The sequence below is a fragment of the Eubacterium sp. An3 genome (genome assembly GCF_002159465.1).
Classification (GTDB): domain Bacteria; phylum Bacillota; class Clostridia; order Lachnospirales; family Lachnospiraceae; genus Anaerobutyricum; species Anaerobutyricum stercoris.
Map to the genome: position 1 here is coordinate 71758 of NZ_NFIR01000009.1, position 23349 is coordinate 95106.

The window sequence follows — 23349 nt, forward strand, 5'->3', positions numbered from 1 at the left end:
CTATTGTACCCCCTTCGCCTGTTTGTGGAAGAGCTTTTTCACAGAAAATCTCTGTCTCCATTCAATCGCCTTCGGCGCCCAGTTAAACAGCATCATCGCAATAAGAACGATAGCGTAAATGAGCATACGGTAATCCGCCAGACCACGAAGCACCTCCGGAAGCATCGTGAGCACAACAGCCGCGATGATCGATCCCCGGAAGCTTCCGATTCCTCCCAGAACCACGAATACAAGAATCATGATGGACATGTTATATCCGAAGTTTGCCGGAAGAGCTGTCAGTGTGGACAGGTTGTGAGCATAGAGGACTCCGCCCGCTCCGGCGATGGCCGCAGAAATACTGAAAGCCATCAGTTTATATTTGGTTATATTGATACCCACGGATTCCGCTGCAATACGGTTATCTCTGATTGCCATAACGGCACGGCCGCTGCGGGAATTCACCAGGTTAAACACCACAAAAAGGCTCACCAAAAGAATGAGGACTCCGATGAGGAAGGTAGACTGGCGGGGCGTGCCCGTAATTCCCATGGCTCCGTCGATAATCATATCTCCGGTGTCGTCCAGTGTAAATGACGCGCTGTCATTGATAGAAATGTGCAGTCCGGAGCCGTCCCTTCCCACATACATAACGTTAATGACATTTTTAATGATCTCTCCGAACGCCAGAGTTACAATCGCCAGGTAGTCTCCTCTTAAACGAAGAACCGGTATTCCGATAAGACAGCCGAAAATAGCGGCGGCCAGAGTACCGATGACCAGAGCCAGGAAAAACCGGAGATTCGGATTCATAGCAGAGTCTTCCATGTATCTTGTAAAAAACGCACTGGAAAAAGCGCCGACACACATGAAGCCCGCGTGTCCGAGGCTGAGCTCGCCAAGATATCCCACACAGAGATTCAGTCCCACTGCAACGATAGAATAGGTACACAGAGGAACCAGCAGTCCCTGCATCAGACTGGATATCATACCGCCGGACGCCATGAACTGCACCACGGCAAATACAATGATCACCATGGCATAGGTAATAAAATGATTCTTTGTTATTTTATTCATATTCTTCAAACTGAACTTTTTCATCTTACGTCTGCACCTACACTTTCTCATGAATTGGCTTGCCAAGAATTCCGGTCGGTTTAATCAGAAGAACCAGAATTAATACAGCGAACACAATGGCGTCTGACAACTGTGAAGATACATATGCTCTTCCCAGAATCTCAATAACTCCCAGAAGAATTCCGCCGATGAATGCGCCCGGAACCGAACCAATTCCGCCAAAAACCGCTGCGGTAAACGCTTTGATGCCAGGCATGGAACCAGTATACGGAGACAGAGTCGGATACGCAGAACATAACAATACGCCCGCGATGGCAGCCAATCCCGAACCGATGGCAAAAGTAAGAGAAATCGTTTTATTCACATTAACGCCCATCAACTGCGCCGCATCTTTATCTTCAGAAACAGCCAGCATAGCCTGTCCCGCTTTTGTCTTCTTAATAAATGTCATGAGCGCCAGTACGATCACAATACAGGCAATGACTGTCACAATCGTCACACCGGAGATCACAAGCTTGCCGCCCGCCAGACGCAGAGGCTCCATGTTCACTACTGATGTAAAGGACTTGGTGTCCGCGCCGAAAATGATCAGCGCCAGGTTCTGCAGGAAGTAGCTGACACCAATTGCCGTAATCAAAACCGCCAGCGGAGAAGCCTTTCTTAACGGTTTGTACGCAATCTTTTCAATAACAACACCGAGGACTGTGCATCCCACAATTGCTGCCAAAATACTGACGATTGGATTCAATCCCATTGTTGTCATCATGGTAAACACGATGTAACATCCAATCATAATGACATCGCCATGCGCAAAATTCAGCATTTTGGCGATACCGTACACCATCGTATATCCAAGAGCGATGATGGCATAAACGCTTCCAAGACTGATGCCATTCAATAAATAGGATATAAAACTCATCTTTCCACCTCTTTTTTCTTTCTTAAACTTGTACTTTTGCATAAGCATTCCGAAAAATATAATTTTCATTAAATTATATTTTTCGAAATACTCACATTTCTGTATCTGTGTGTAAACTCAAGGAAAGAAGGGCTGCCAAAAAGCAGCCCTTCTATGGGCTCTTATCATATAATTGCGAAGCTGTTTTTCCCAAACAGTTCACGAACATGGAGCCTGATTTTCATGAGGATTGTCCGCTCTTATTCCTGTGCGGCTGTATCTGCTTCCGGTGCAGCTTCTGTTCCGGCAGCTGCCTCTTCCTCAGAATCCATACCTACGTACACGCCGTTCTCGATCACAACAGCTTTAGGGGATTTGTTAACCTCACCGGTCTCAGACCATTTCAGTCCGCCTTCATCACCGGTCAGACCCTGTACGTTGATCTGAGTCATTGCTGTCTTCATGGCGTCGCAGATATCGGAAGCGCTCATATCCGGTGTTGCTCCAGCCTGTTCAAGAGCAGCCTTGATCGCATAAATCGCATCATAGCCGTCTGCCGCAAACTGGTTCGGAGTCTCGCCGTACTGCTCTTCGTATTTGGTAACAAAGCTTACAGTAGCGTCATCCTGTGCGTCTGCCGCGAAAGGTGTCAGAAGCATAACTCCCTCAGCAAGAGATGTGTCAAAGTTCTCTACAGTCAGGATACCGTCCATGCCGTCCACGCCGAAGAATGTCGGAGCATAGCCCATGTTGCTTGCCTGCTGTAAGATAATGGAAGCTTCCTGATAATAAATCGGAAGGAAAATCAGGTCTGCGCCTGCGTCCTGTGCCTTCTGAAGCTGTGTCTGGAAATCTGTCTTGGAATCAGCAGTAAACGCTTCTTCTGACACAACCTGCAGTCCTCTGCTCTCTGCTTCTTTTACGAAGTTCTCTTCGATTCCTGAGGAATATGGATCGGAGCTGTCATAGATGATACCGATCTTTGTAGCAAGATTATGCTCGTCAATATACTGTGCAGATGCAGTACCCTGGTTAGGGTCAGTAAAACAAACCTGGAATACGTTAGTTTTATTTTCAATAACATCTGTAGAAGATGCGGATGGAGTAATCTGGAGCATATTGTCCTGCGCTGTCATATCTGCCACTGCGATACAAGGCGCTGTTGTAACTGTTCCGTAAAGAATCTGCATACCCCAGTCCTTTAAGGTATTGTAAGCGTTTACCGACTTCTCAGCGTCATTCTGGTCGTCTTCAAACCGGTATTCAATCTGCGCGCCGTTGATTCCGCCTGCTTCATTGATCTCATCGATGGCGATCTGCGCACCGTTCTTTGCCGCATTACCATAAATCGCTGCCGCACCTGTTGTCGGTCCGATTCCACCGATATAAAATGCGTTGGCATTCTTTTCTTCGGAAGTTCCTGAACCGCCGCTGCAGCCTGCAAGACATCCCACCGTCATGGCGAGAACCAGAGCTGCTGTCACTAACTTTTTCATTTCTTTCTTCCTCCTTCAAGAATATTAAAAAATAATGAAAAAAGGCATCCTTCAGTCATCCTATAAGAACGCCTTTCTTCTTCTTTACGATTTTACTACATTCTTATTGCAAAAGCAACAATTTTTCTCTTGTAAATTGTTAGTTTTGAATGGTTATTTTGAATGAAAGAAAAGATTTTCCTTCAAAAAATTATTCTTCCAGCTTTGGACAGTCCTGATTCTCTATCCCTACGAGACTTCGTAAATCATCGCACAGCGCCAGAATTTCCGGTGGAACCGTGCCGTCCTCCTGCATGCAGCAGCTCTTCAGGACACCGATATATTGCATGGAAGCTTCCCGCAGGTTTCTTGCGGACGGCTGTCGCTCCCCGACATCCACGGTAAACGAAAGCGGCTTTCTAAACCGTTTGTACTGGTGGTAGGCATCTCTTCTGTGGATGTACTCCTCCAGCCTGCCGGCTCTCTCCCTGTCAAACTTCCCCTGCGCGCAGCATCTGGTGATACGGTACAGATCTTTCGCATCCTCCAGAGCATTATGCGCAGTATGGTGGCTCATGCCGCAGATGTACTTCATATCAGAAAGGCTCAGAACCATTCCCTTTCCATATATGCGCCGGGTCAGTCTCTTGGTGATATCCTGCAGTAATCCTGCAATTTTACGAAATTTCTTTGCCACAAACCGGTGGTTCTTTTCCATATCGTGACGTATAGTATGAGCATCATTTCCCCAGGTAAAAATCTCTTTCACCGGGTATTCCTGAAACAGAAGGTACATTTCCTGAAAAACTGCCTCGTAAGACGGCGCGTCATCTATTTCTTTCTGAGTAAGACCCGTCAGTTCCTTACAGTAACCGGTCAGCTTCGTATTATAAATCGGATGGATCGGTGAATAATAGGTTCGTACGAGATTAAAGCTTTTATCGCAGATAACCAGCCCCACTGACAATAATTCTCCACTGTGTTCTCTGTCAAAAAAGGTGTCTTTCTCCATAAAACAGGTATATTCCGCGTCAAAAAATGCATAGTAAAACTTCTTTTTTGCAGTGTTGTTTCTATTCACTCCATCACCTCTTTTCCGTTTCTGTCCACTTTAATAAGAAAGAATCTCTGTCCCGTCTCCTGTCACAAGAATGGTATATTCCCACTGTGCAGAAGGTTTGCCGTCCTGTGTGTAGATCGTCCAGCCATCCTCTTCGTCCTGATATACGTCTGGCTGTCCCATATTGACCATCGGCTCGATCGTAAATGTCATACCCGGCACAAAGAGAAGCCCCGAGTCCGGAGTGCCGATGTGATTGATCCACGGATCCTCATGGAAATGCACGCCGCAGCCGTGTCCGCCAATCTCTCTCACGATAGTGTACCCGTTTTCTTCGGCATGTTTGTTGCACACGTAGCCCATGTCTCCCATGGTTCCCCACGGACGAACGGCCGCAAGAGCCAAATCCAGACATTCCTTGGTCACCCGCACCAGTTTTTTCTTCTCCTCAGAGACATCCCCAATGCAGAACATCCGGGAAGCGTCCCCGAAATATCCGTTATAGATAGTGGTACAGTCCACATTGACGATATCGCCGCTTTTTAACACCTGGTTTTCGCTTGGAATTCCATGGCATACCACATCGTCCACAGAGATGCAGACGCTCTTCGGGTAGCCCTGATAGTGAAGGCACGCCGGTATGCAACCCATCTTCCGGGTGTATTCCTCTATCCTTCTGTCAAGTTCCTCCGTGGTGACACCCTCCTTCACAAAAGGAGTGATATAATCAAGCACCATCGTATTTCTCTTGCCTGCTTCGCGGATTCCTTCTATCTGTTCCGGCGTCTTTATCATCTGATGATTCGGCACTTCATATCCGCGATTCTGAAAATCTTTGATCCTGTTGTCAAACGACATGTGACAGGATTTGTATTTTCTGCCGCTGCCGCACCAGCATTTATCATTTCTTCCAATTTTCAACTTTTCATACCTCCTGGCTGCAATTGCTTATGCACATTCTTATGCATTATAGCACCTTTTGTGCCAATAGGGAACCTTTGTTTTTTCCCAAGAAAGAAGCCCCGGACGTTTATCCGGGGCCTGTAAAAAACTTTTGCGGTTATTACTTCCTGATAAGCAGGGACTTTCCAGTCATTTCTTCCGGCTGCTTCATTCCCATCATCTCGATGAGCGTTGGAGCAATGTCTGCCAGACAGCCGCCCTCTCTCAAGGTATAATCCTTGTCATAATTTACGAGGATAAACGGCACCGGATTGGTGGTATGTGCAGTAAACGGCGCGCCTGTTTCATAATCTATAAGCTGTTCGCAGTTACCATGATCCGCGCAGATGAACATCTGTCCATCAACATCTTCGATGGCTTTTACCGCATTGCCAACACAGGTATCCACTGTTTCCACCGCTTTGATGGCAGCTGCTTCCACGCCGGTATGTCCGACCATATCCGGGTTGGCGAAGTTGATGATGATCACATCATATTTCTGTGAGCGGATGGCGTCCACCAGTTTTTCACCAACTTCCGGCGCACTCATCTCCGGCTGAAGATCGTAGGTGGCAACAGAAGGGGATTTTACAAGGATTCTGTCTTCACCCTCGTTCGGCACCTCGATTCCTCCGTTGAAGAAGAATGTTACATGGGCGTATTTCTCTGTCTCTGCAAGACGAAGCTGTTTTAATCCATTGGCTGCCAGGAATTCACCAAAAGTATTGGTAATTTCCACTTTGTGGAAAGCGATGATCTTGTTCGGGATAGTTGCGTCATATTCTGTGAAGCATACGTAAGTCATCGGGAAGTAACCGTTCTTTCTCTCAAATCCGTTAAATTCCGGATCACAGAGAGCACGGGTAATCTCTCTCGCACGGTCAGGACGGAAATTAAAGAAGATTACGGAGTCGTTCTCTTTCAGAGTTCCCACCGGTTTTCCGTCTTTTTCAATAACGGTCGGAAGAATAAATTCATCTGTCACATCGCCGGCATAAGAATCTGCCATAGCCTGTACCGGATCCGAAGCTTTCACGCCTTCACCGTATACGAGAGCTTCATAAGCTTTCTCCACACGCTCCCAGCGGGTATCTCTGTCCATGACATAGTAACGTCCCTCGATGGATGCGATCTGGCCGACGCCAATCTCTTCCATTTTTGCTACCAGTTCTTCCACGAAACCTTTACCGGATGTAGGGGCGGTATCTCGTCCGTCCATAAAGCAGTGTACGCACACATCAGTGAGTCCCTGTCTCTTAGCCAGCTCCAGCAGGCCGTAAAGATGGGTATTGTGGCTGTGTACGCCGCCGTCGGATAACAATCCGTAAAGATGCAGAGTGGAATTGTTCTTCTTGCAGTTTTCCACTGCGGCAAGGAACGCTTCATTCTCAAAGAAATCTCCATCCTCGATGGATTTAGTGATTCTTGTGAGCTCCTGGTAAACGATTCTTCCGGCGCCCATGTTCAGATGTCCTACCTCGGAGTTACCCATCTGTCCATCCGGAAGACCAACGGCAAGACCGCTGGCATTCCCCTTTACAAAAGGATACTGTTCCATAATGCGGTCGATATTTGGAGTCTTTGCCTCATAAACCGCATTTCCTTTCGGATTATCATTTAAGCCGAATCCGTCTAAAATCATTAACACTGTTGGTTTTTTACTCATATCAAAATCTCCTGTAAAATAAAATTGTTCTGCGCTGGCGGGGCAGCTGTCCTCGCATATTTTGTACATTTCTTTCCGGCAGCCGCACAAAGCGCAAAAATCAGGGCTGCCGCCAGTATCCGGGAAAAACTTCCCCGGATATCCATGCAACAGCCCCCAAAACATCAATTATTTATTATAATTTACAATTTTACCAAAATCAGCTTTCAGAGAAGCTCCGCCAACCAGACCGCCGTCAATATCTGCCTGTGCAAATAATTCCGGAGCTGTGTTGCCATTTACGCTTCCGCCGTACTGGATACGGATTGCTGCTGCTGTGGCATCATCGTAAATCTCAGCGATGCATGCACGGATTGCAGCGCAGACTTCCTGTGCCTGTTCTGTGGTAGCTGTCTTGCCTGTGCCGATGGCCCAGATTGGCTCGTAAGCGATTACGGCTGTCTTTGCCTGATCAGCGGTAACACCATAGAAGCCTTCTTTTACCTGCTGACGTACAAAGTCAACGGTAACGCCCTGTTCTCTCTGTTCCAGAGACTCGCCGCAGCACATGATCGGAGTGATACCATGCTCGAAAGCCTTTAATACTTTCTTATTTACATCCTGATTGGTCTCTCCGAAGTATTCTCTTCTCTCGGAATGTCCGAGAACTACATATTTCACTCCGGCGTCAACCAGCATAGCCGGGGAAATCTCGCCCGTATATGCGCCGCTTTCTTCATAATACATGTTTTCTGCGCCGATTGCAATATTGGAATCTTTGGCAGCTTCTACCGCCGGGATAATATCGATGGCCGGTACACAGAACACAACATCTACGTCGTCATTGGCGCAGAGCGGTTTTAACATATTGACAAGCTCAACTGCCTCGCTAGGAGTTTTGTTCATTTTCCAGTTACCGGCAATAATTTTTTTACGCATAATATTTCCTCTTTTCTTATTTCGAATACAATTATTTATCGTTTGCTGCCGCAACACCAGGAAGCTCTTTGCCCTCCAGGAATTCCAGAGAAGCGCCGCCGCCTGTGGAGATATGTGTCATCTTGTCGCCAAATCCAAGCTGGTTAACAGCTGCCGCGGAATCTCCTCCGCCGATAATGGTAACAGCATTGATATCAGCCAGCGCTTCCGCCACTGCGATAGTTCCCTTTGCAAAGTTCGGCATCTCGAATACGCCCATCGGTCCGTTCCATACGACAGTTTTCGCAGATTTCACTGCATCTGCAAAAATCTCTCTTGTCTTAGGTCCGATATCCATACCCATTTCATCTGCGTCCATGCTTCCCTCAACCACGCGGCTTGGGGCATCATTACTGAAATCTTTTGCCACAACGGTGTCAACCGGCAGTAATAAGTTCACACCTTTGTCTGCTGCTTTCTTGATCATATCGTTGGCGTAATCAAGATAATCAGCCTCCAGTAAGGACTTACCAACTTCTTTGCCCTGTGCTTTTGCAAATGTATAAGCCATGCCGCCGCCGATGATCAGAGTGTCAACCTTATCAAGAAGGTTGTTGATAACGGAAATCTTGGAGGAAACTTTTGCTCCGCCCAGGATGGCAACAAAAGGTCTTTCCGGATTATTTACTGCATTGCCGAGGAAATCGATCTCTTTCTGCATTAAGTATCCGACAACAGCCGTATCAACATATTTGGTAACACCGACGTTGGAGCAGTGCGCTCTGTGAGCGGTACCAAAAGCATCGTTTACAAATACGTCGCAGAGAGAAGCCAGATCTTTGGAGAAAGCATCTTCATTCTTGGTCTCTTCTGCACGATAACGGGTATTCTCTAATAATACAACGTCTCCGTCGTTCATTGCTTCCACTGCTGCTTTTGCGTTTGGTCCGACAACTTCCGGATCAGCAGCAAACTTCACTTCCTGTCCCAGAAGCTCGGATAAACGTACAGCTACAGGAGCAAGGGATAATTCCGGTTTCGGCTCTCCCTTCGGTTTGCCCAGATGGGAGCAAAGAATCACTTTGCCGCCGTCAGCAATTAACTTTTTGATGGTTGGCAATGCAGCAACCAGACGGTTTTCATCTGTGATCTTTCCATCCTGCAGAGGTACGTTGAAGTCACAGCGAACCAGAACTCTTAAACCTTTTACATTGATATCATCAACTGATTTTTTATTCAGCATGGGTGTAATCTCCTCTCGTTAAACAATATTGAAAACAAACAGGGCCCGGTCCAACAGACCGGACCCATGTCTGGATCTTATATAATCAATTATGATCGTCTTAAATTATGCTAATTCAGCAAAGTATTTGATTGTACGAACCATCTGAGATGTGTAGCTGTTCTCATTGTCATACCATGAAACAACCTGTACTTCGTATAAATCATCAGAGATCTTGCAAACCATTGTCTGAGTAGCATCGAATAAGGAACCGTATCTCATTCCTACGATATCGGAGGAAACGATTTCGTCTTCGTTGTAACCGAAGGACTCATTAGCTGCTGCTTTCATAGCTGCGTTGATGCCTTCTACTGTTACGTCTGTTCCTTTAACAACTGCTGTCAGGATTGTTGTGGATCCTGTAGGAGTAGGAACACGCTGAGCGGAACCGATTAATTTACCATTTAACTCTGGGATAACCAGTCCGATTGCTTTTGCTGCACCAGTGCTGTTAGGAACGATGTTCACTGCTGCTGCACGGGAACGTCTCTTATCGCCTTTTCTCTGTGGTCCGTCAAGTGTCATCTGGTCGCCTGTGTAAGCGTGGATTGTACACATGATACCACTCTGGATAGGAGCGTATTTATTTAAAGCGTCTGCCATAGGTGCAAGACAGTTTGTTGTACAGGAAGCTGCGGAAATGATAGTATCGTCAGCTTTCAGTGTCTCGTGATTTGTGTTGTAAACAACTGTAGGAAGGTCATTTCCAGCTGGAGCGGAGATAACAACCTTTTTAGCGCCGGCATTGATATGAGCCTGAGCTTTTGCTTTGCTTGTGTAGAAACCGGAGCACTCTAATACAACGTCAACACCGATCTCTCCCCATGGGCAATCATTTGCATCCGGGAATTTGTAGATTTTGATTTCCTGTCCGTCAACTGTGATGGAGTCTTCTCCGTAGGAAACCTTGTCAGCTAATTCGTATCTTCCCTGTGAAGAATCGTATTTTAACAGGTGAGCAAGCATCTCAGGACTTGTTAAGTCATTGATAGCTACTACTTCGTAACCTTCTGCTCCAAACATCTGTCTGAAAGCAAGACGACCAATACGACCAAAACCGTTAATTGCTACTTTTACTGCCATGATAATTCCTCCTAAGTTTTTAGAAATTGTTAAAAATCCAGGAATATGGACTTCTTGTCCACATCCTATAAAAGAATTGACTCACTATGTCAAATCCTTAACTATTTTACCTAATTTATGGTATTTTTTCAAGTAAAAATTTGCATAAAAAAAAGAAAAATATTATCACTGATTTTATGCTATTATTATATAGTAACCGGCAAATCCAATATTATTCATAAATAATATCCATGAAAGGAGTATCTTAATGCTGATAAGCGACACACATTTGCACAGTTTTTTTTCCTCAGATTCCGAGGCTTCCATGGAAGACATGGTGTTACAGGGCATTTCCCTCGGTCTGCGCACCCTCTGCTTCACAGAACACTATGATTATGATTTTCCCGTTACCGAGGACGGCCTGGACTTTCAGCTGGATTTCGGAGCCTACTATACTATGTTTCTCCGGCTGAAAGAAAAATATGCATCGCAGATCGAACTGCTCCACGGCATCGAGCTCGGCGTACAAAAACACGCGGGTCCGGCTCTCATTAATTTTTACAGCAAAATAGGCGGCCGCTTTGATTTCATCATCAACTCCTGCCATCTGGTGGACGGCGTCGATCCTTATGATGCGGTCTTTTTTGAAACGCACACGCCGGAAGAAGGCTTGCGCCGGTATTTTGAAAGCACGCTGGACAATCTGAAAGTATACCCGTTCTTCCAGACCGCCGGCCATCTGGATTATATCAGCCGCTATATCCCTGAACCACGTCCGGAATTTCATTATGGGGATTACGCGGATATCCTGGATGAGATCCTCCGCTATCTTATCCACAACGGAAAAGGGCTTGAGGTAAATACCGCCGGCCTGAAGAAGGGGCTGCCGTGGCCGAATCCTCACATGGAGATCTTAAAGCGCTACCGCGATCTCGGAGGCGAGATCATCACTATCGGCAGCGATGCCCACCGCCCGGAAGACATGGCCTACGCTTTTGACCGGCTGCCAGAGATTTTGTCCGAGGCAGGATTCCGGTATTACGCCCTGTACCGGGAACAGCAGCCGGAATTTATTCCGATAAATTAAAGTCTTCTTCTGCGCACTGCCATCACAATGCCTGCTGCCAGCAGCAGCAACGGCAGAACAAATACGCAGCCAACAAGCGTTACTTTCTGGCTGAAAGCCGGAACAATGGCTGTGTCAGTGGACAGATCTTTGGCTCGTATGGAGATTTTACTTTCCTGCTGACTGAGATAATTCACACCATTTAACACAAAATCTGTGTTGGCTCCGCCTACTGCATAATCAATGGATGTTTCCAGCATGTTGCTGCAGCCGGTCACAATGAGCCTGCCGCCGTTATCATCGGAAACTGCCATGGCGATGGAGAACGGCCCGTCGATGTCACCTTCTTCTTTTTCAATGGTGGAGCTGTTGGTATCCACTTTGGAGTACGCACCATCGCTGGTAGTCAGCAGGGAAGTTACGGTATAAGTCGTATCCTCACTGGTTTCTTCGCTGGTTTCCTCACTGGTATCCTCGCTGGTTTCCTCTTCCGCATCATCCGCTGACAGATCCGTAAGTCCTTTGGCGCTCGGGGCAAGAATATAAATATTACTGTCATACTGTGCCTCCGTCACGTCAGAATCCTGAATCTCCGGCAGAAGGTAAATCGGATACTGGGTGTACATGTTGGCGTCTGTTTCAACCACTACGCCCGGTTCCACACCGATGTTGTATTCTTCCAGCAGAGAATAAAGCTGTGGAAGATCTTCCACGCTGGCGTCAAGAAACACATACATTTTCCCGCCGTTATCCATATAGGTCTTGATCTGATTCTTCTCATCTTCCGTAATGTCAGTCTGCGCGCCGTTAATAAGAAGAATCTCGCAGTCTTCCGGCACAGAGCCTGCTGAAAGAAGATTCAGCGTCTCAACCGCATAGTTGTCTCCCTCAAAGCTGCTTATCACATCGGAGGAAAGATCCTGTTCCGAATGGCCGCTCAGGGTGTAGACTACCGGCGTTTCATCAGAAATAACATAATTAATAGCTTCTGTCAGCAGTTTTTCTACCTGAAGCTCACTGGCGGAATACGAATACCCGCTGTCATAGCTATAGGTGATAAAATCATCGGAAGAAATGTACCGGTTTTTATCTCCGCAGACTACGATCACGCTGTCATTGCTGACTTCCTCGGTATCTTCCACATAATCCTGAGTGAAATTCGGATAAAGTTCCGGATCTCTGTACTCAATCTTTATATTAGAAGATAATTTTTTATACTCATTAAAAATCTTTTTGTAAGCGCCGTTGACATCGGATTCTGAATTGATAACATAGAACGTCACTTCCTGATCAAGCGCTTTCACAATACTTTTGGTCTGATCAGACAGAGAATAAATCTGGTTAGATGTCACATCAATGCTGAAATCCTTCCATGTGATCAGCGCATTGGCTCCCACGGCGATAATAAGCACCAGCACCACGGCCACCGCAGAAAACAGTCCCTTCTTAAAATGCCGGTTTTTAAAAATCTGCCGGCCGCTGAACAGTTTTCCTTTTTTCTCTTTTTTCCAAAACTTCTTATTCATGTGCTGCTCCTCCTAATTCCATCTGCGTTTTTCAATCGTCTGGATGGACAGAAAAATGAATACCGCAATAAACGACAGGTAATATATGATCGAAGAGGCGTTTAAGATACCAGAGCAAAAATCATTAAACCGGTCCATAATGGAAAACCAGTCAATGATTTTTGACAGGCCGTTATCAAATAATTCCGGAGTCCGCCAGGCGAAAAGCCCAAGAACCGCCGCGCCGAGAACCATGGTGATCACTCCCGCCTTCCAGCTTTTTGTCTCCTCATAGAAAAACCAGGCCAGCAGAACAATGACTATTCCGCATACTATATACGTATATCTGGCTCTGCCCGGCACGATGTCCGAAAGATTCGGCAGCAGCATACAAAGAAGCACTACGCCAAAAGAAATTCCTGCCGCGATCATCTGACTTTCCGTGATAGAGGAAATGAACAGCCCGATGGCAAGAAGGCTGGCTCCCACCAGAAAATATCCCAGCCCTCCTGTCAGCACTGTCAGCCAGTTCACATCCCCGTACATGCTGAGGACAGCAGCCTGCAAAAATGTGATAACCACAGCTCCAAGAAGGAGTGTAAGCACAGCCAGATACTTTCCGAGTATGATCCCTGTTACCCTGACCGGACTGGTGAGCAACAACTGATCCGTCTTCTGTTTACGTTCCTCCGCCATGAGGCGCATGGTAAGTATCGGCACAATAATGATAAAGATAATAGTTATATTTGAATAAATGTTCGCCGCATAATCCGTATATCCGTACGACATGCATATCACGGAGAAATATACGCCGGAAATGGCGAGAAACAGCGCCAGGAACAGATAGGCGGATAATGAATGGAAATATGATTTCATTTCTTTTATATAGATTGCTCTCATGATTCTTCTTCCTCTCCTTCCTTGCCGGTCAATTTCAGGAACACTTCTTCAAGACTTAAGGTCTCCGTCTCCATCTTGACTATCGGCAGCTTTTTATCTGCAAATTCAAAAAAGAGCGCGTCTCTTACATCTTCTTTTACACTGGTTTCCGCCGTCACATCCAGAACGCCTTCATTTTCTCCGGTAACAGTATACGAAGCAATATATTCTGACTCCTCCAGAGCCTGTTCGATCAATTCTTTTTCTCCTTTGACAGACAGAAGGATCCGGTTTTTATCCGCAAAATGCTCCGACAGATTTTCCGGCGTATCTTCCGCCACGAGAAGACCTTTGTCAATGATCAGCACATAATCGCAGATGGCGTTGACCTCCGACAAGATATGCGAACTCAATATGATCGTATGTTTTTCTCCCAGTTTTTTGATGAGGGCACGGATTTCAATAATCTGATTCGGGTCGAGTCCCACCGTAGGCTCATCAAGAATCAGAAGCGGAGGATTACCAATGAGCGCCTGAGCCAGTCCCACCCTCTGTTTATATCCTTTTGACAGGTTTTTAATGAGACGTCCCTTTACATCCGTGATCCTGACCGCTTCTTCCACCTCTGCAATGTTCTCCATTCTGTCCTTCTTTTTGCGTATGCCTTTTAAACTGCACACGAAATTCAAATATTCTTCTACCGTCATCTCTTCATAGATCGGCGGCATCTCCGGCAGATAACCGATGAGCTTCTTTGCCTTCAGCGGCTGCTCAAACATATCATACTCCCCGATCTTCACCTTTCCGGCTGTGGACGAAATGTATCCGGTCATGATGTTCATGGTCGTGGATTTACCAGCGCCATTGGGTCCGAGAAGTCCGACAATCTGTCCTTCTCCCACCGTAAAACTGATTCCCTTTACGGCGTGATGATTTCCATAATCTTTTACCAGATTTGTTACTTCAATCATAATCATCCTCCATTATTTTTTACGCAGTGCTTCCGGCGCCGACTCTGCTTATGCCATTCCATCGTGAGTTTTGCCCCATCGTGAGTTTTGCCGCAGCCTGCGATGATTTTGCTTCGTACATACTATGCAACATTTAAGATAATTTTGTGAACAATATGGCCTTTTCACATTTTTTTCACGATTTCCTTACAACAGGCTGTCAATTTTATTTCTCGTATACATTTTTATGCACTTTCACTTTCTTTTTTTAATTTTTATGCGCCGTTCTGATACATTTTCCGGCGTCCACGCCTTTTTTTCTTATGGGTTTCCTATATTTTCAGTTAATTTTTTGAAGGAAATGAATTGGAAACCATCATTTTTTCTCACTTTCTTCTTAAAAATGCGAGTTTTTCCGTCATGTTATGAAATTTTTTTTAAGAAAAATGTAGTTTTTGCCATTCTTTTTATTGATTATGAGAAAGCAATATAGTATAATAGGGAGCGTTGAAGAAATAAAAAAGCAATGATGCATTTTTAAGGAGGATTAATTTATGTCTTACGTTGATGACGTTCTCGCAAAAGTAATCACAAAAAATCCAAGTGAGCCGGAATTCCACCAGGCTGTCACAGAAGTATTCGAATCTCTTCGTCCGGTCATTGAAGCCAATGAAGAATTCTACAAAAAAGAAGCCATTCTGGAAAGACTGACTGAACCGGAAAGAATGATCAAGTTCCGTGTTCCTTGGGTTGATGATAAAGGAAATGTACAGGTGAACATGGGTGTCCGCGTACAGTTCAACAGCGCTATCGGACCTTACAAGGGAGGCTTACGTTTCCATCCTTCCGTAAACCAGGGTATTATCAAATTCCTGGGCTTTGAGCAGATCTTCAAAAACTCCCTGACCGGTCTTCCGATCGGCGGCGGCAAGGGCGGTTCTGATTTTGACCCGAAGGGTAAATCTGACCGTGAAGTTATGGCATTCTGCCAGAGCTTCATGACAGAGCTCCACAAACATATCGGTCCTGACTGCGACGTACCGGCCGGCGACATCGGTGTAGGCGGAAGAGAGATCGGTTATCTGTTCGGACAGTACAAACGGCTGACCACACGTTACGAAGGCGTCCTGACCGGTAAAGGTCTTACTTTCGGCGGTTCTCTCGCAAGAACAGAGGCAACCGGTTACGGCCTTGTATACATTACAGAAGAGTTATTAAAAGACCATGGCATGGATTTAGCAGGTAAGACCGTCTGCGTTTCCGGCGCCGGCAATGTTGCCATCTACGCCATCGAAAAAGCACAGCAGTTAGGCGCAAAAGTTGTAACATGCTCTGATTCCACAGGATGGGTATATGATCCGGAAGGCATTGATGTTGCCGCATTAAAAGAGATCAAAGAAGTGAACCGTGCCCGCCTGACCGAATACAAGAACTATCGTCCAAACAGCGAATATCATGAAGGCCGCGGCGTATGGCAGGTAAAATGTGATGTCGCTCTTCCATGCGCAACACAGAATGAACTTCATCTGGAAGACGCCAAACAGCTGGCAGCCAACGGCTGTATCGCCGTTGCAGAAGGCGCCAACATGCCTACTACTTTAGACGCAACCAAATATCTTCAGGACAACGGTATTTATTTCGTTCCTGGAAAGGCTTCCAACGCCGGCGGCGTTGCTGTATCCGCACTGGAAATGTCCCAGAACAGCGAGAGATTAAGCTGGAGCTTCGAGGATGTTGACAGCAAATTACAGGGTATCATGGTAAATATCTACCATAACATTTCTGACGCAGCAAAACGTTACGATATGGAAGGCAACTATGTGGCTGGCGCTAACATCGCCGGTTTTGAGAAAGTTGTAAACGCTATGCTGGCACAGGGCGTCTGCTAATATCCGTTCTCCGTACGTAATTTTATTTACAAAAGTACTTGCCAAATACGGCCGGGTACTATATAATAGCATCGACGCAAAGGAGTGTCCCTGTTTGGGATACTCCTTTTTTTCATAGAAACACGGGCTTCTACGAAAAAATTCTTCTTAATATGCATCATTTACATAGTTTCAGCATAACACAGTTTTATCCGGAGGTTGATCATATGGACAAAATAGACAGAAAAATCATATCGCTGTTACAGGAAAACGCCCGGTATCCCTTGAAATACCTGGCTCAGAAAGTCTTTTTATCTTCTCCCGCCGTCTCCACGCGCATCGAACGCCTGGAAAAGAACGGCATTATCACCGGCTACCATGCAACGGTTGATCCGGTGGCCCTGGGTTATCACATCACTGCATTTATCAATCTGACACTGGATCCGAAACAAAAGGACGAATTCTATCCTTATGTTACAGCCTGCCCCAATGTCCTGGAATGCAACTGCGTCACAGGGCTCTATTCCATCATGCTGAAGGTGGCGTTTCCAAGTACCATGGAACTTGATACCTTCATCGGTCACCTGCAGCAGTACGGCAACACCCAGACCCAGATTGTTTTTTCCACGGCAGTTCCCCCGAGAGGCATTCATCTGCCGCAGGAAGAGGAGGAAGAAGAAACCGCACAAAACCAATAAGCAAAACGACAATCCCTCTCTTTTTATGGCTGTTTCCATTTTTCAATCATTTTTCTTGCCTTCTATGTTTTCTGCCGCTATAATAAGCGGGTAGCAACGATAGATAAAAAGGCATTAAGGAGATACTATGAAAAAAAAGATTCGAATAATGGGAAAAGCCATACATAGAGAACTCCGTGAACATAAAAGCTCTTTTATGGTCTACATCATTCTGCGCGCACTGGTTATTGTGGTCATGATCCTTCAATTTTTAAACAGGAATTATGAGAATGTGTTTCTCTGTCTTCTGACTCTGGCGCTTCTCATCGCTCCGAGCCTGATACAGATCAATCTGAAGATCGAGCTTCCCACCGCTCTGGAAATCACAATTCTGATTTTTATTTTTGCCGCAGAGATTCTGGGCGAGATTCACTCTTATTATCTGATCTTTCCGTTCTGGGATACGGTTCTTCACACTCTGAATGGATTTTTGATGGCAGCCATCGGGTTTGCCCTGGTGGATATCCTGAACAGGAGCGAACGGTTTTCCTTTCAGCTCTCACCGGTTTTCCTCGCCATCGTGGCCTTCTGCTTTTCCATGACCATCGGAGTCATCTGGGAGTTTTTTGAGTTTGCCATGGACTGTTTTTTCTCCCTGGACATGCAGAAAGATACCGTCATTCATTCTTTCCAATCCGTGCTGCTGGATCCGACCAGAAGCAACATTCCCATCCCGGTGGATAACATCCGGGATGTGGTTGTCAACGGAAAGAGCCTCGGACTGGGCGGTTATCTGGATATCGGGCTTATAGACACCATGAACGACCTGCTGGTCAACTTTATCGGCGCTGTCATTTTCTCCGTGATCGGATTCTTTTACGTAAAAACCCGGGGAAAAGGACGTTTTGCCAGACTTTTTATCCCACGTCTGAAAGAAAAAAACGCCGACTTTCTGGCACAGGCAGAAGCAGAAGAAAAATCTTCCGCTCTCTCCTCCTCTTCCTCAGAAGTAACGGAGAAAAAGGACACGTAAAAAACAAATTGTCAGCCACAAAAACCGGGCGGCGCTGCGAGAATTTCCAGCGCCGCCCGGTCTCTATTTTATTATCTTTTAGTATTATATCATTTTATGCTTCTCTACTTTTTCTCTGCCTTCCTCTTCTCATTCTCTACTGTTCCTTCGGCAAATCCAGTGTGGTACAGATGCGTCCCTCTCTCTTACCGATATCACTAATGATTTCTTCGCACTTTTCTTCATCTTTCACAATACCTGTGGCCGCCCTGGCAATATCCTGCAGATGCTTCCAGTCCGTATAAGCTCTCGCCATCACCGTGGACGCTTCCTGATTACCGCCTCCGTGCAGTGCCATGGCCGTCCAGTTGGAACCCCTCACCATATGTTCCACAAATCGTACCGCGCGTAGCCGATCAAAAGCATCATAATCCGGATTTCCCGGATTAAACGCATCCTGGCACAGCTTACCGACAGCCTCAGAACGCATATCGATTTCTGATGGGGCCGTCTCGCCGAATCCGGCTATGATATCTCTGGCATAGCGCACTGCCTCAAACGGCATTTTCGTACAAGTATATTTGCAGGTATGGGACAGAAGAGGGTTTGGAATCCAGTAACCGCTCGGATGTTTGAATCCTTCCACGCCGGAAGCCAGCGAAAGCGCGTAAACAGTCTCCGCCGTCATGGCCATCTCCGTCAGTTTTGTCCGGATATGCCCCGCCTTTTGCACACCGACCATCTCCGTAATGAGGCTGGCCGCACCGCACAATGCAGAACATCCGCCAGCTTTACATCCGCCGGCAGTCAGACGATGCACCGCTGTAAAATAACTGAGCATTCTTCCCACATATTTTGTTTCTCCGCACATGAACACCCGCTCTTTTGGTACGAATACCTTATCAAAATAAACCAGTGCCTGGTGATCCGCATACTTTTTGCCCAGATCAATTCCTTCGATATCTCCTCCTACCTCAAAGAATCTCTTATCCTGCGGCGTTCTTCCCAGAACGTAGGTGATATTTGGAGCGTCTGCCGGAATCGCACAGGCAAGAGCAAAATCTTCATCTTCCGGCTTCATGTTTGTGGTCGGTATAATAATAATCTCATGTGCAAACAAAATTCCAGTCTGATTACACTTAAATCCGCTGATAATAATTCCGTCTTCCCGAATCTCATCGATATGAATGTAATTATCCCGGTTCGGCTGTTTATGCGGCGGCAGAGTACGCAGCCCCTTCACGTCGGTCACCGTCACCGTACAGCTCAGATCATTTTTCTGTACATAATCAATAAAATTCGTAAAACGTTTAAAATAATCGGTTCCCAGATCCTGATCCATATCATAGGTACACGGTCCCAGGCCGGCAAAAGCTTCCGAACCGGTACAGCGATGTGTACAACACCCTATGACCTCCGCCAGAGCACGCGCAGCGCGGGTTTTCCGGTTGGCATCTTCCGGAGAACGCAGCGGCGCGTTATAGATACTTACCTTTTCTCCGTTTAAATCCGATTCCACCGTAAGTAAATCTTCCCAATCCGGGTGATTATGTAATTCATAAACTTTGGAAACGGCATTAAAACTTGCCGATAATACCGGGAAGGTTGTCAAGTCTTCAATCTTTTCTCCCAGAAACCAGACGTTCATCGGTTCTCTGGCACGAATGCTGTCCTGAAATTGTTCTTTCGTCATAATTGCCATAATAAACCCCCCTTTTCTTTTCCGACAGCCCTTCCATCCTCCTCCCTTCCGGGATATCGTATTGACTTATAAGCTGTCTCTGGCTTAAAACAAAAATATCTTCATATATTATAATAAAGCAAACCCTGTGCCAACTGACACAGGGCTTCAAATACATCGGTATTTACTTTTTTCAGACAATCAGACATCTTTTTTGATGTATTTTTGCATCACCAAAACAATCTGCAGGAAAATAAGACCGCATCCCTTCCTCTCCTTATTATGCAAAAACGCATAGAAATATGCGGTAGCGCATCAAAAATGTGTCTTTTCGGCATATCCGGAAAAATTCAAAAATTATTCTCTCTAAAAATATTCTTTTTTCTTTGTTCCCATCAACTTTTCCAGTTTGCGTGAAACAGTCGACTGATTCACCTGCAGAACCTTTGCCATTTCTCTGGTCGTCACATATTTCTCCCTGGCATTTTCCAGCAATTGCTTTTCAGTCAATGCCACTGCCTCCTTTAATGGAAGAATACCCGTTACTGACACCTGCGCCACACTCTCATTCCCGAAAGAATTTTTGTACCGGATAGGCAGATCCTTCGGTTCCATCACCGTACCCTGTGTCAGAACGACCATACTCTCAATCAGGTTCTCCAGTTCGCGGATATTTCCCGGCCACTCCATCTCCAGAAATAATTTACCAAGCTCCGCGGATATTTCTTTCTTTTTCTCGTATTTTTTATTGAAATTTTCGAGAAAACGAACTGCAAGCGGAATAATATCTTCTCTCCGGCTTCGCAGAGGCGGCACTTCAATGTTGATGACGTTCAGACGATAAAATAAATCCTGCCGAAATGTTCCTTCCTGAACCTGCTGCCACAGATCCCGGTTGGTGGCGGCAATGATTCTCACATCCACATGAATCGTTCTCGTCCCGCCAATCCTTGTCACTTCTCCCTCCTGAATCACCCGCAGCAGCTTTACCTGAAGCGCCAGATCCAGTTCTCCGATCTCATCAAGGAAGAGTGTTCCTCCATTGGCAAGCTCAAAAAATCCTGCCTTTCCTTTTCTTCGCGCCCCGGTAAAAGCCCCTTCCTCATAGCCAAACAGTTCTGATTCAAAAAGCGCAGCCGGAATCGCACCGCAGTTAATCTTGATAAAAGGTTTCTTCCGGCGGCTGCTGGCCTGATGGATCTGATTGACTATGACTTCCTTTCCCGTACCGGATTCGCCTGTTACAAGAACCGTAGAATTTACCTGCGACAGCGTTTTTATCGTATCCATGATATTTTTCATTTCCTTGCTGTGCGCGATAAGAGGCGTTCTGCTGTGCATAAAGGCAAGCTCTCTCACAAAACCTTCCGCCACCAGGCGCTGCTGCTCCAGATTACTCTGAAGGTTATTGAGCTCCGTGATATCCCGCACATTTACCACCACGGAAGTAAAAGTCCCGTTAGCGTCAAACACAGGCGCTCCCGTGGCAATGATTTTTTTCCTTTCTTTTTTCAGCATGACCGTTGCCACATTTTTGGTTTTGATCACCTTCAAAACAGCAGACTCTGAATAAACGCCCTCCTCTATGAGCTGCGATACATTTTTGCCAATCACATGACTTCTGCTGATCCCAAACACCTTCTCCCAGGCCGCATTGACCCGGACTACATTCCCCCGGCTGTCGGTCACAAGAAAACCGTCATGGGAAGATTCCACAAAAATATTGATTTCCTGCAAAAGACCGCTGGTCACATCCAGCTCCTGCATGATGCAGCTGGACTGCAGCGACTCATGGAGAATCAGGATTGTCCCCCTTCTTCTGTCTCCCGTTATCCACGGCTGTACATTGCACACAATAAAGCGGTTATGAATCTCCACCCGATAACGGCCGCTTCCTCGCATATAGTCCACCTCTCTCCTGAGAACACCGGTAAATTCTTCAAAATCTGTACCAATTTTTTCAGCCAGATTCCACCCCATATCCTCAAACATCAGACAGGCTCCTCTGTTAAAATGAACCAACTTTGCTTCTTCGTCAAAAAGCAAAATGCTGCAGAAGATAGTGTCCAGCACCGACTCATAATCTTCTTTTCGCATAGTATTTTCACAGATCCCGCGCATATTATTCTTTATCTCCACCATGACTGCCCTCCCCGCAACCAGCGACTGCCTGTTCTCCGGTCCTGCCGGCTGGCTCTGTTCGCTCAGACTTCCGCTGCCTGTTCTGTTTTCCACCGGGAAAGAAATTCCTGAAATCTGCCGTCTGCACGGAGAAAATCATATTCTCCATTATCATTACGCCCCATCTCTTTCAGCAGATTATTCATCATCATTTCGCCCACTGTCATTTTATCCTTGCCCGGACTCTCTTTCACCGGCAAATGCCGGTATAAAAACGAACCCTGCAGCAAAGGAATATCGTCCACTTTCTGCATGGCATGAAACATTTTTTCCAGACTGGACAGACACAAAGCCGCATCCTCCCGAACCAAGGCCAGTTGAAAGTCAATAGCGTACTCCTCGTATTCCCACAAATCATAGAGCCGAATCGTGTCCTTTGCCGTCTGCGCCAGCTTTCCCACATCGTCTTCCCGCTTTTCCTTCATGGCGACCTCTATCAGAGAAAGCAGACAAGCAACCACACTGCTTATATCATTGATAATCATTCTCTCCAGAATCTGCGCCGCTTCCGCCGTTTTCCCTTCCGCCAGATAAAGGCTGGATTTCAGACTGTTTTTATCAAACATGTTCTCTGAAGGCAGCTCTTCAAGCAGCCGTTCCGCTTCCGCATATTCTTTTCTCGCCATATACCTGGAAACCAGCATAGCCTTTGCGTGCTGGCTGACCGGCACATCGCTGCCCTCTGCCGCTCTCTCATACAAGCGCTCAATCTCTGCCCGGAACAACTCCCCTTCTCCTTCCCTGACAGTCATCGCGACCAGTCCTTCCAGTGTCAGCGCTCCGTTAAGCACCAGTTTCTCACAGGAAGGATATTCCCGGATTTTCTCATTCAGACTCGCAAACGCCTGAGGCATTCCCTGCTCCATAGCTACAGTATAAACGCTTCCCAAAAAATCCGCAATCTCCTGATCACTCAAATCTTCCTGAAACGATAAAAGGGTATTTACGTCCGTTTTAAGCAGCCTTGCCAATGCAGGCAGCAGAGTGATATCCGGATACGAAACGCCTTTTTCCCATTTATTGACCGCGGGGGCAGACACTCCCAGATACGACGCCATCTGTTCCTGCGTAAACCCCTCAGCCAGCCTTTTTTCCCGTATGATTTCATTTATTTTCATTGTCTTTCTCCTGTTGATCTGTATTTTCATCATATTTTGCAAGATCCGGCTTCTTTCATCGATGAAGACCATTC

The 23349-nt window shown here is 46.3% G+C and carries 19 protein-coding genes; 4 read left to right on the forward strand and 15 right to left on the reverse strand.

Annotation, left to right across the window (positions count from 1 at the left end; all coding sequences use genetic code 11):
• The 9 genes from B5F87_RS09570 to gap form a co-directional block, all read right to left on the reverse strand.
• Positions 1-1080, reverse strand: coding sequence for a branched-chain amino acid ABC transporter permease (locus B5F87_RS09570; RefSeq protein ID WP_087280351.1), 1080 nt, complete (start codon positions 1078-1080; stop codon positions 1-3).
• A 13-nt stretch (positions 1081-1093) separates the two neighbouring features.
• Positions 1094-1975, reverse strand: coding sequence for a branched-chain amino acid ABC transporter permease (locus B5F87_RS09575; RefSeq protein ID WP_087280354.1), 882 nt, complete (start codon positions 1973-1975; stop codon positions 1094-1096).
• A 239-nt stretch (positions 1976-2214) separates the two neighbouring features.
• Positions 2215-3450, reverse strand: coding sequence for an ABC transporter substrate-binding protein (locus tag B5F87_RS09580; RefSeq protein ID WP_087280357.1), 1236 nt, complete (start codon positions 3448-3450; stop codon positions 2215-2217).
• Between the two features lie 190 nt (positions 3451-3640).
• A complete protein-coding gene (locus tag B5F87_RS09585; RefSeq protein ID WP_087280360.1) occupies positions 3641-4510 on the reverse strand; it encodes an exonuclease domain-containing protein in 870 nt (289 codons plus the stop codon).
• Between the two features lie 30 nt (positions 4511-4540).
• Complete coding sequence (locus B5F87_RS09590) at positions 4541-5410, reverse strand: methionyl aminopeptidase (RefSeq protein WP_087280363.1); 870 nt, start codon at positions 5408-5410, stop codon at positions 4541-4543.
• A 142-nt stretch (positions 5411-5552) separates the two neighbouring features.
• Positions 5553-7097: a 2,3-bisphosphoglycerate-independent phosphoglycerate mutase gene (gpmI, locus tag B5F87_RS09595; RefSeq protein ID WP_087280366.1), complete on the reverse strand. Its 1545-nt coding sequence runs from the start codon at positions 7095-7097 to the stop codon at positions 5553-5555.
• Between the two features lie 168 nt (positions 7098-7265).
• A complete protein-coding gene (gene tpiA / locus B5F87_RS09600) occupies positions 7266-8018 on the reverse strand; it encodes a triose-phosphate isomerase (protein ID WP_087280478.1) in 753 nt (250 codons plus the stop codon).
• 28 nt (positions 8019-8046) lie between these two features.
• Positions 8047-9237, reverse strand: a complete 1191-nt coding sequence (locus B5F87_RS09605) for a phosphoglycerate kinase (protein ID WP_087280369.1) — start codon at positions 9235-9237, stop codon at positions 8047-8049.
• Between the two features lie 105 nt (positions 9238-9342).
• Positions 9343-10359 carry a type I glyceraldehyde-3-phosphate dehydrogenase gene (gene gap, locus B5F87_RS09610; protein WP_087280372.1) on the reverse strand — a complete coding sequence of 339 codons (1017 nt, stop codon included), beginning with the start codon at positions 10357-10359 and terminating at the stop codon, positions 9343-9345.
• 247 nt (positions 10360-10606) lie between these two features.
• On the opposite strand from gap, the gene B5F87_RS09615 reads away from it, so the two are divergent.
• On the forward strand, positions 10607-11425 hold the full coding sequence (locus B5F87_RS09615) for a histidinol-phosphatase HisJ family protein (protein WP_087280375.1): 819 nt from the start codon (positions 10607-10609) through the stop codon (positions 11423-11425).
• On the opposite strand, the gene B5F87_RS09620 is transcribed toward B5F87_RS09615, so the two are convergent.
• From B5F87_RS09620 to B5F87_RS09630, 3 genes are read right to left on the reverse strand one after another with little or no spacing between them, the layout of a single operon-like run.
• Positions 11422-12930: a GldG family protein gene (locus tag B5F87_RS09620; RefSeq protein WP_087280378.1), complete on the reverse strand. Its 1509-nt coding sequence runs from the start codon at positions 12928-12930 to the stop codon at positions 11422-11424. The two genes, B5F87_RS09615 and B5F87_RS09620, sit on opposite strands and share 4 nt — an antisense overlap.
• Positions 12931-12942: 12 nt before the next feature.
• Positions 12943-13809, reverse strand: a complete 867-nt coding sequence (locus B5F87_RS09625; RefSeq protein WP_087280382.1) for an ABC transporter permease — start codon at positions 13807-13809, stop codon at positions 12943-12945.
• Positions 13806-14759: an ABC transporter ATP-binding protein gene (locus B5F87_RS09630; RefSeq protein ID WP_087280385.1), complete on the reverse strand. Its 954-nt coding sequence runs from the start codon at positions 14757-14759 to the stop codon at positions 13806-13808. The genes B5F87_RS09625 and B5F87_RS09630 overlap by 4 nt, the downstream gene beginning before the upstream one ends.
• A 533-nt stretch (positions 14760-15292) precedes the next feature.
• Between B5F87_RS09630 and gdhA the strand changes: the two genes are divergently transcribed.
• From gdhA to B5F87_RS09645, 3 genes are all read left to right on the forward strand, one after another.
• Positions 15293-16627, forward strand: a complete 1335-nt coding sequence (gene gdhA / locus B5F87_RS09635) for an NADP-specific glutamate dehydrogenase (RefSeq protein WP_087280387.1) — start codon at positions 15293-15295, stop codon at positions 16625-16627.
• 206 nt (positions 16628-16833) lie between these two features.
• On the forward strand, positions 16834-17304 hold the full coding sequence (locus B5F87_RS09640; RefSeq protein ID WP_087280390.1) for an Lrp/AsnC family transcriptional regulator: 471 nt from the start codon (positions 16834-16836) through the stop codon (positions 17302-17304).
• Positions 17305-17431: 127 nt separating this feature from the next.
• A complete protein-coding gene (locus B5F87_RS09645; RefSeq protein WP_087280393.1) occupies positions 17432-18316 on the forward strand; it encodes a hypothetical protein in 885 nt (294 codons plus the stop codon).
• A 136-nt stretch (positions 18317-18452) separates the two neighbouring features.
• Here the strand turns inward: B5F87_RS09645 and B5F87_RS09650 are convergent, their stop codons facing one another.
• From B5F87_RS09650 to B5F87_RS09660, 3 genes are all read right to left on the reverse strand, one after another.
• A complete protein-coding gene (locus tag B5F87_RS09650) occupies positions 18453-19997 on the reverse strand; it encodes a 4-hydroxyphenylacetate 3-hydroxylase N-terminal domain-containing protein (protein ID WP_087280397.1) in 1545 nt (514 codons plus the stop codon).
• 345 nt (positions 19998-20342) lie between these two features.
• Positions 20343-22211 (reverse strand): sigma 54-interacting transcriptional regulator, encoded by a 1869-nt coding sequence (locus B5F87_RS09655; protein ID WP_087280400.1) that lies wholly within the window; start codon positions 22209-22211, stop codon positions 20343-20345.
• The gene (locus tag B5F87_RS09660) at positions 22181-23275 is read right to left on the reverse strand and encodes a helix-turn-helix transcriptional regulator (RefSeq protein WP_158097009.1); all 1095 of its coding nucleotides are present in this window, start codon (positions 23273-23275) and stop codon (positions 22181-22183) included. The genes B5F87_RS09655 and B5F87_RS09660 overlap by 31 nt, the downstream gene beginning before the upstream one ends.
• Positions 23276-23349: the final 74 nt, after the last annotated feature.

Excerpts from the sequence above, each read along its gene's own strand:
- B5F87_RS09580 (WP_087280357.1), bottom strand. The coding sequence starts at position 3,450 with ATGAAAAAGTTAGTGACAGCAGCTCTGGTTCTCGCCATGACGGTGGGA.
- B5F87_RS09630 (WP_087280385.1), bottom strand. The coding sequence starts at position 14,759 with ATGATTGAAGTAACAAATCTGGTAAAAGATTATGGAAATCATCACGCC.
- B5F87_RS09620 (WP_087280378.1), bottom strand. The coding sequence starts at position 12,930 with ATGAATAAGAAGTTTTGGAAAAAAGAGAAAAAAGGAAAACTGTTCAGC.
- B5F87_RS09640 (WP_087280390.1), top strand. The coding sequence starts at position 16,834 with ATGGACAAAATAGACAGAAAAATCATATCGCTGTTACAGGAAAACGCC.
- gpmI (WP_087280366.1), bottom strand. The coding sequence starts at position 7,097 with ATGAGTAAAAAACCAACAGTGTTAATGATTTTAGACGGATTCGGCTTA.
- B5F87_RS09650 (WP_087280397.1), bottom strand. The coding sequence starts at position 19,997 with ATGGCAATTATGACGAAAGAACAATTTCAGGACAGCATTCGTGCCAGA.
- B5F87_RS09605 (WP_087280369.1), bottom strand. The coding sequence starts at position 9,237 with ATGCTGAATAAAAAATCAGTTGATGATATCAATGTAAAAGGTTTAAGA.
- B5F87_RS09660 (WP_158097009.1), bottom strand. The coding sequence starts at position 23,275 with ATGAAAATAAATGAAATCATACGGGAAAAAAGGCTGGCTGAGGGGTTT.
- B5F87_RS09645 (WP_087280393.1), top strand. The coding sequence starts at position 17,432 with ATGAAAAAAAAGATTCGAATAATGGGAAAAGCCATACATAGAGAACTC.
- B5F87_RS09625 (WP_087280382.1), bottom strand. The coding sequence starts at position 13,809 with ATGAGAGCAATCTATATAAAAGAAATGAAATCATATTTCCATTCATTA.
- B5F87_RS09615 (WP_087280375.1), top strand. The coding sequence starts at position 10,607 with ATGCTGATAAGCGACACACATTTGCACAGTTTTTTTTCCTCAGATTCC.
- gap (WP_087280372.1), bottom strand. The coding sequence starts at position 10,359 with ATGGCAGTAAAAGTAGCAATTAACGGTTTTGGTCGTATTGGTCGTCTT.
- B5F87_RS09575 (WP_087280354.1), bottom strand. The coding sequence starts at position 1,975 with ATGAGTTTTATATCCTATTTATTGAATGGCATCAGTCTTGGAAGCGTT.
- B5F87_RS09570 (WP_087280351.1), bottom strand. The coding sequence starts at position 1,080 with ATGAAAAAGTTCAGTTTGAAGAATATGAATAAAATAACAAAGAATCAT.
- gdhA (WP_087280387.1), top strand. The coding sequence starts at position 15,293 with ATGTCTTACGTTGATGACGTTCTCGCAAAAGTAATCACAAAAAATCCA.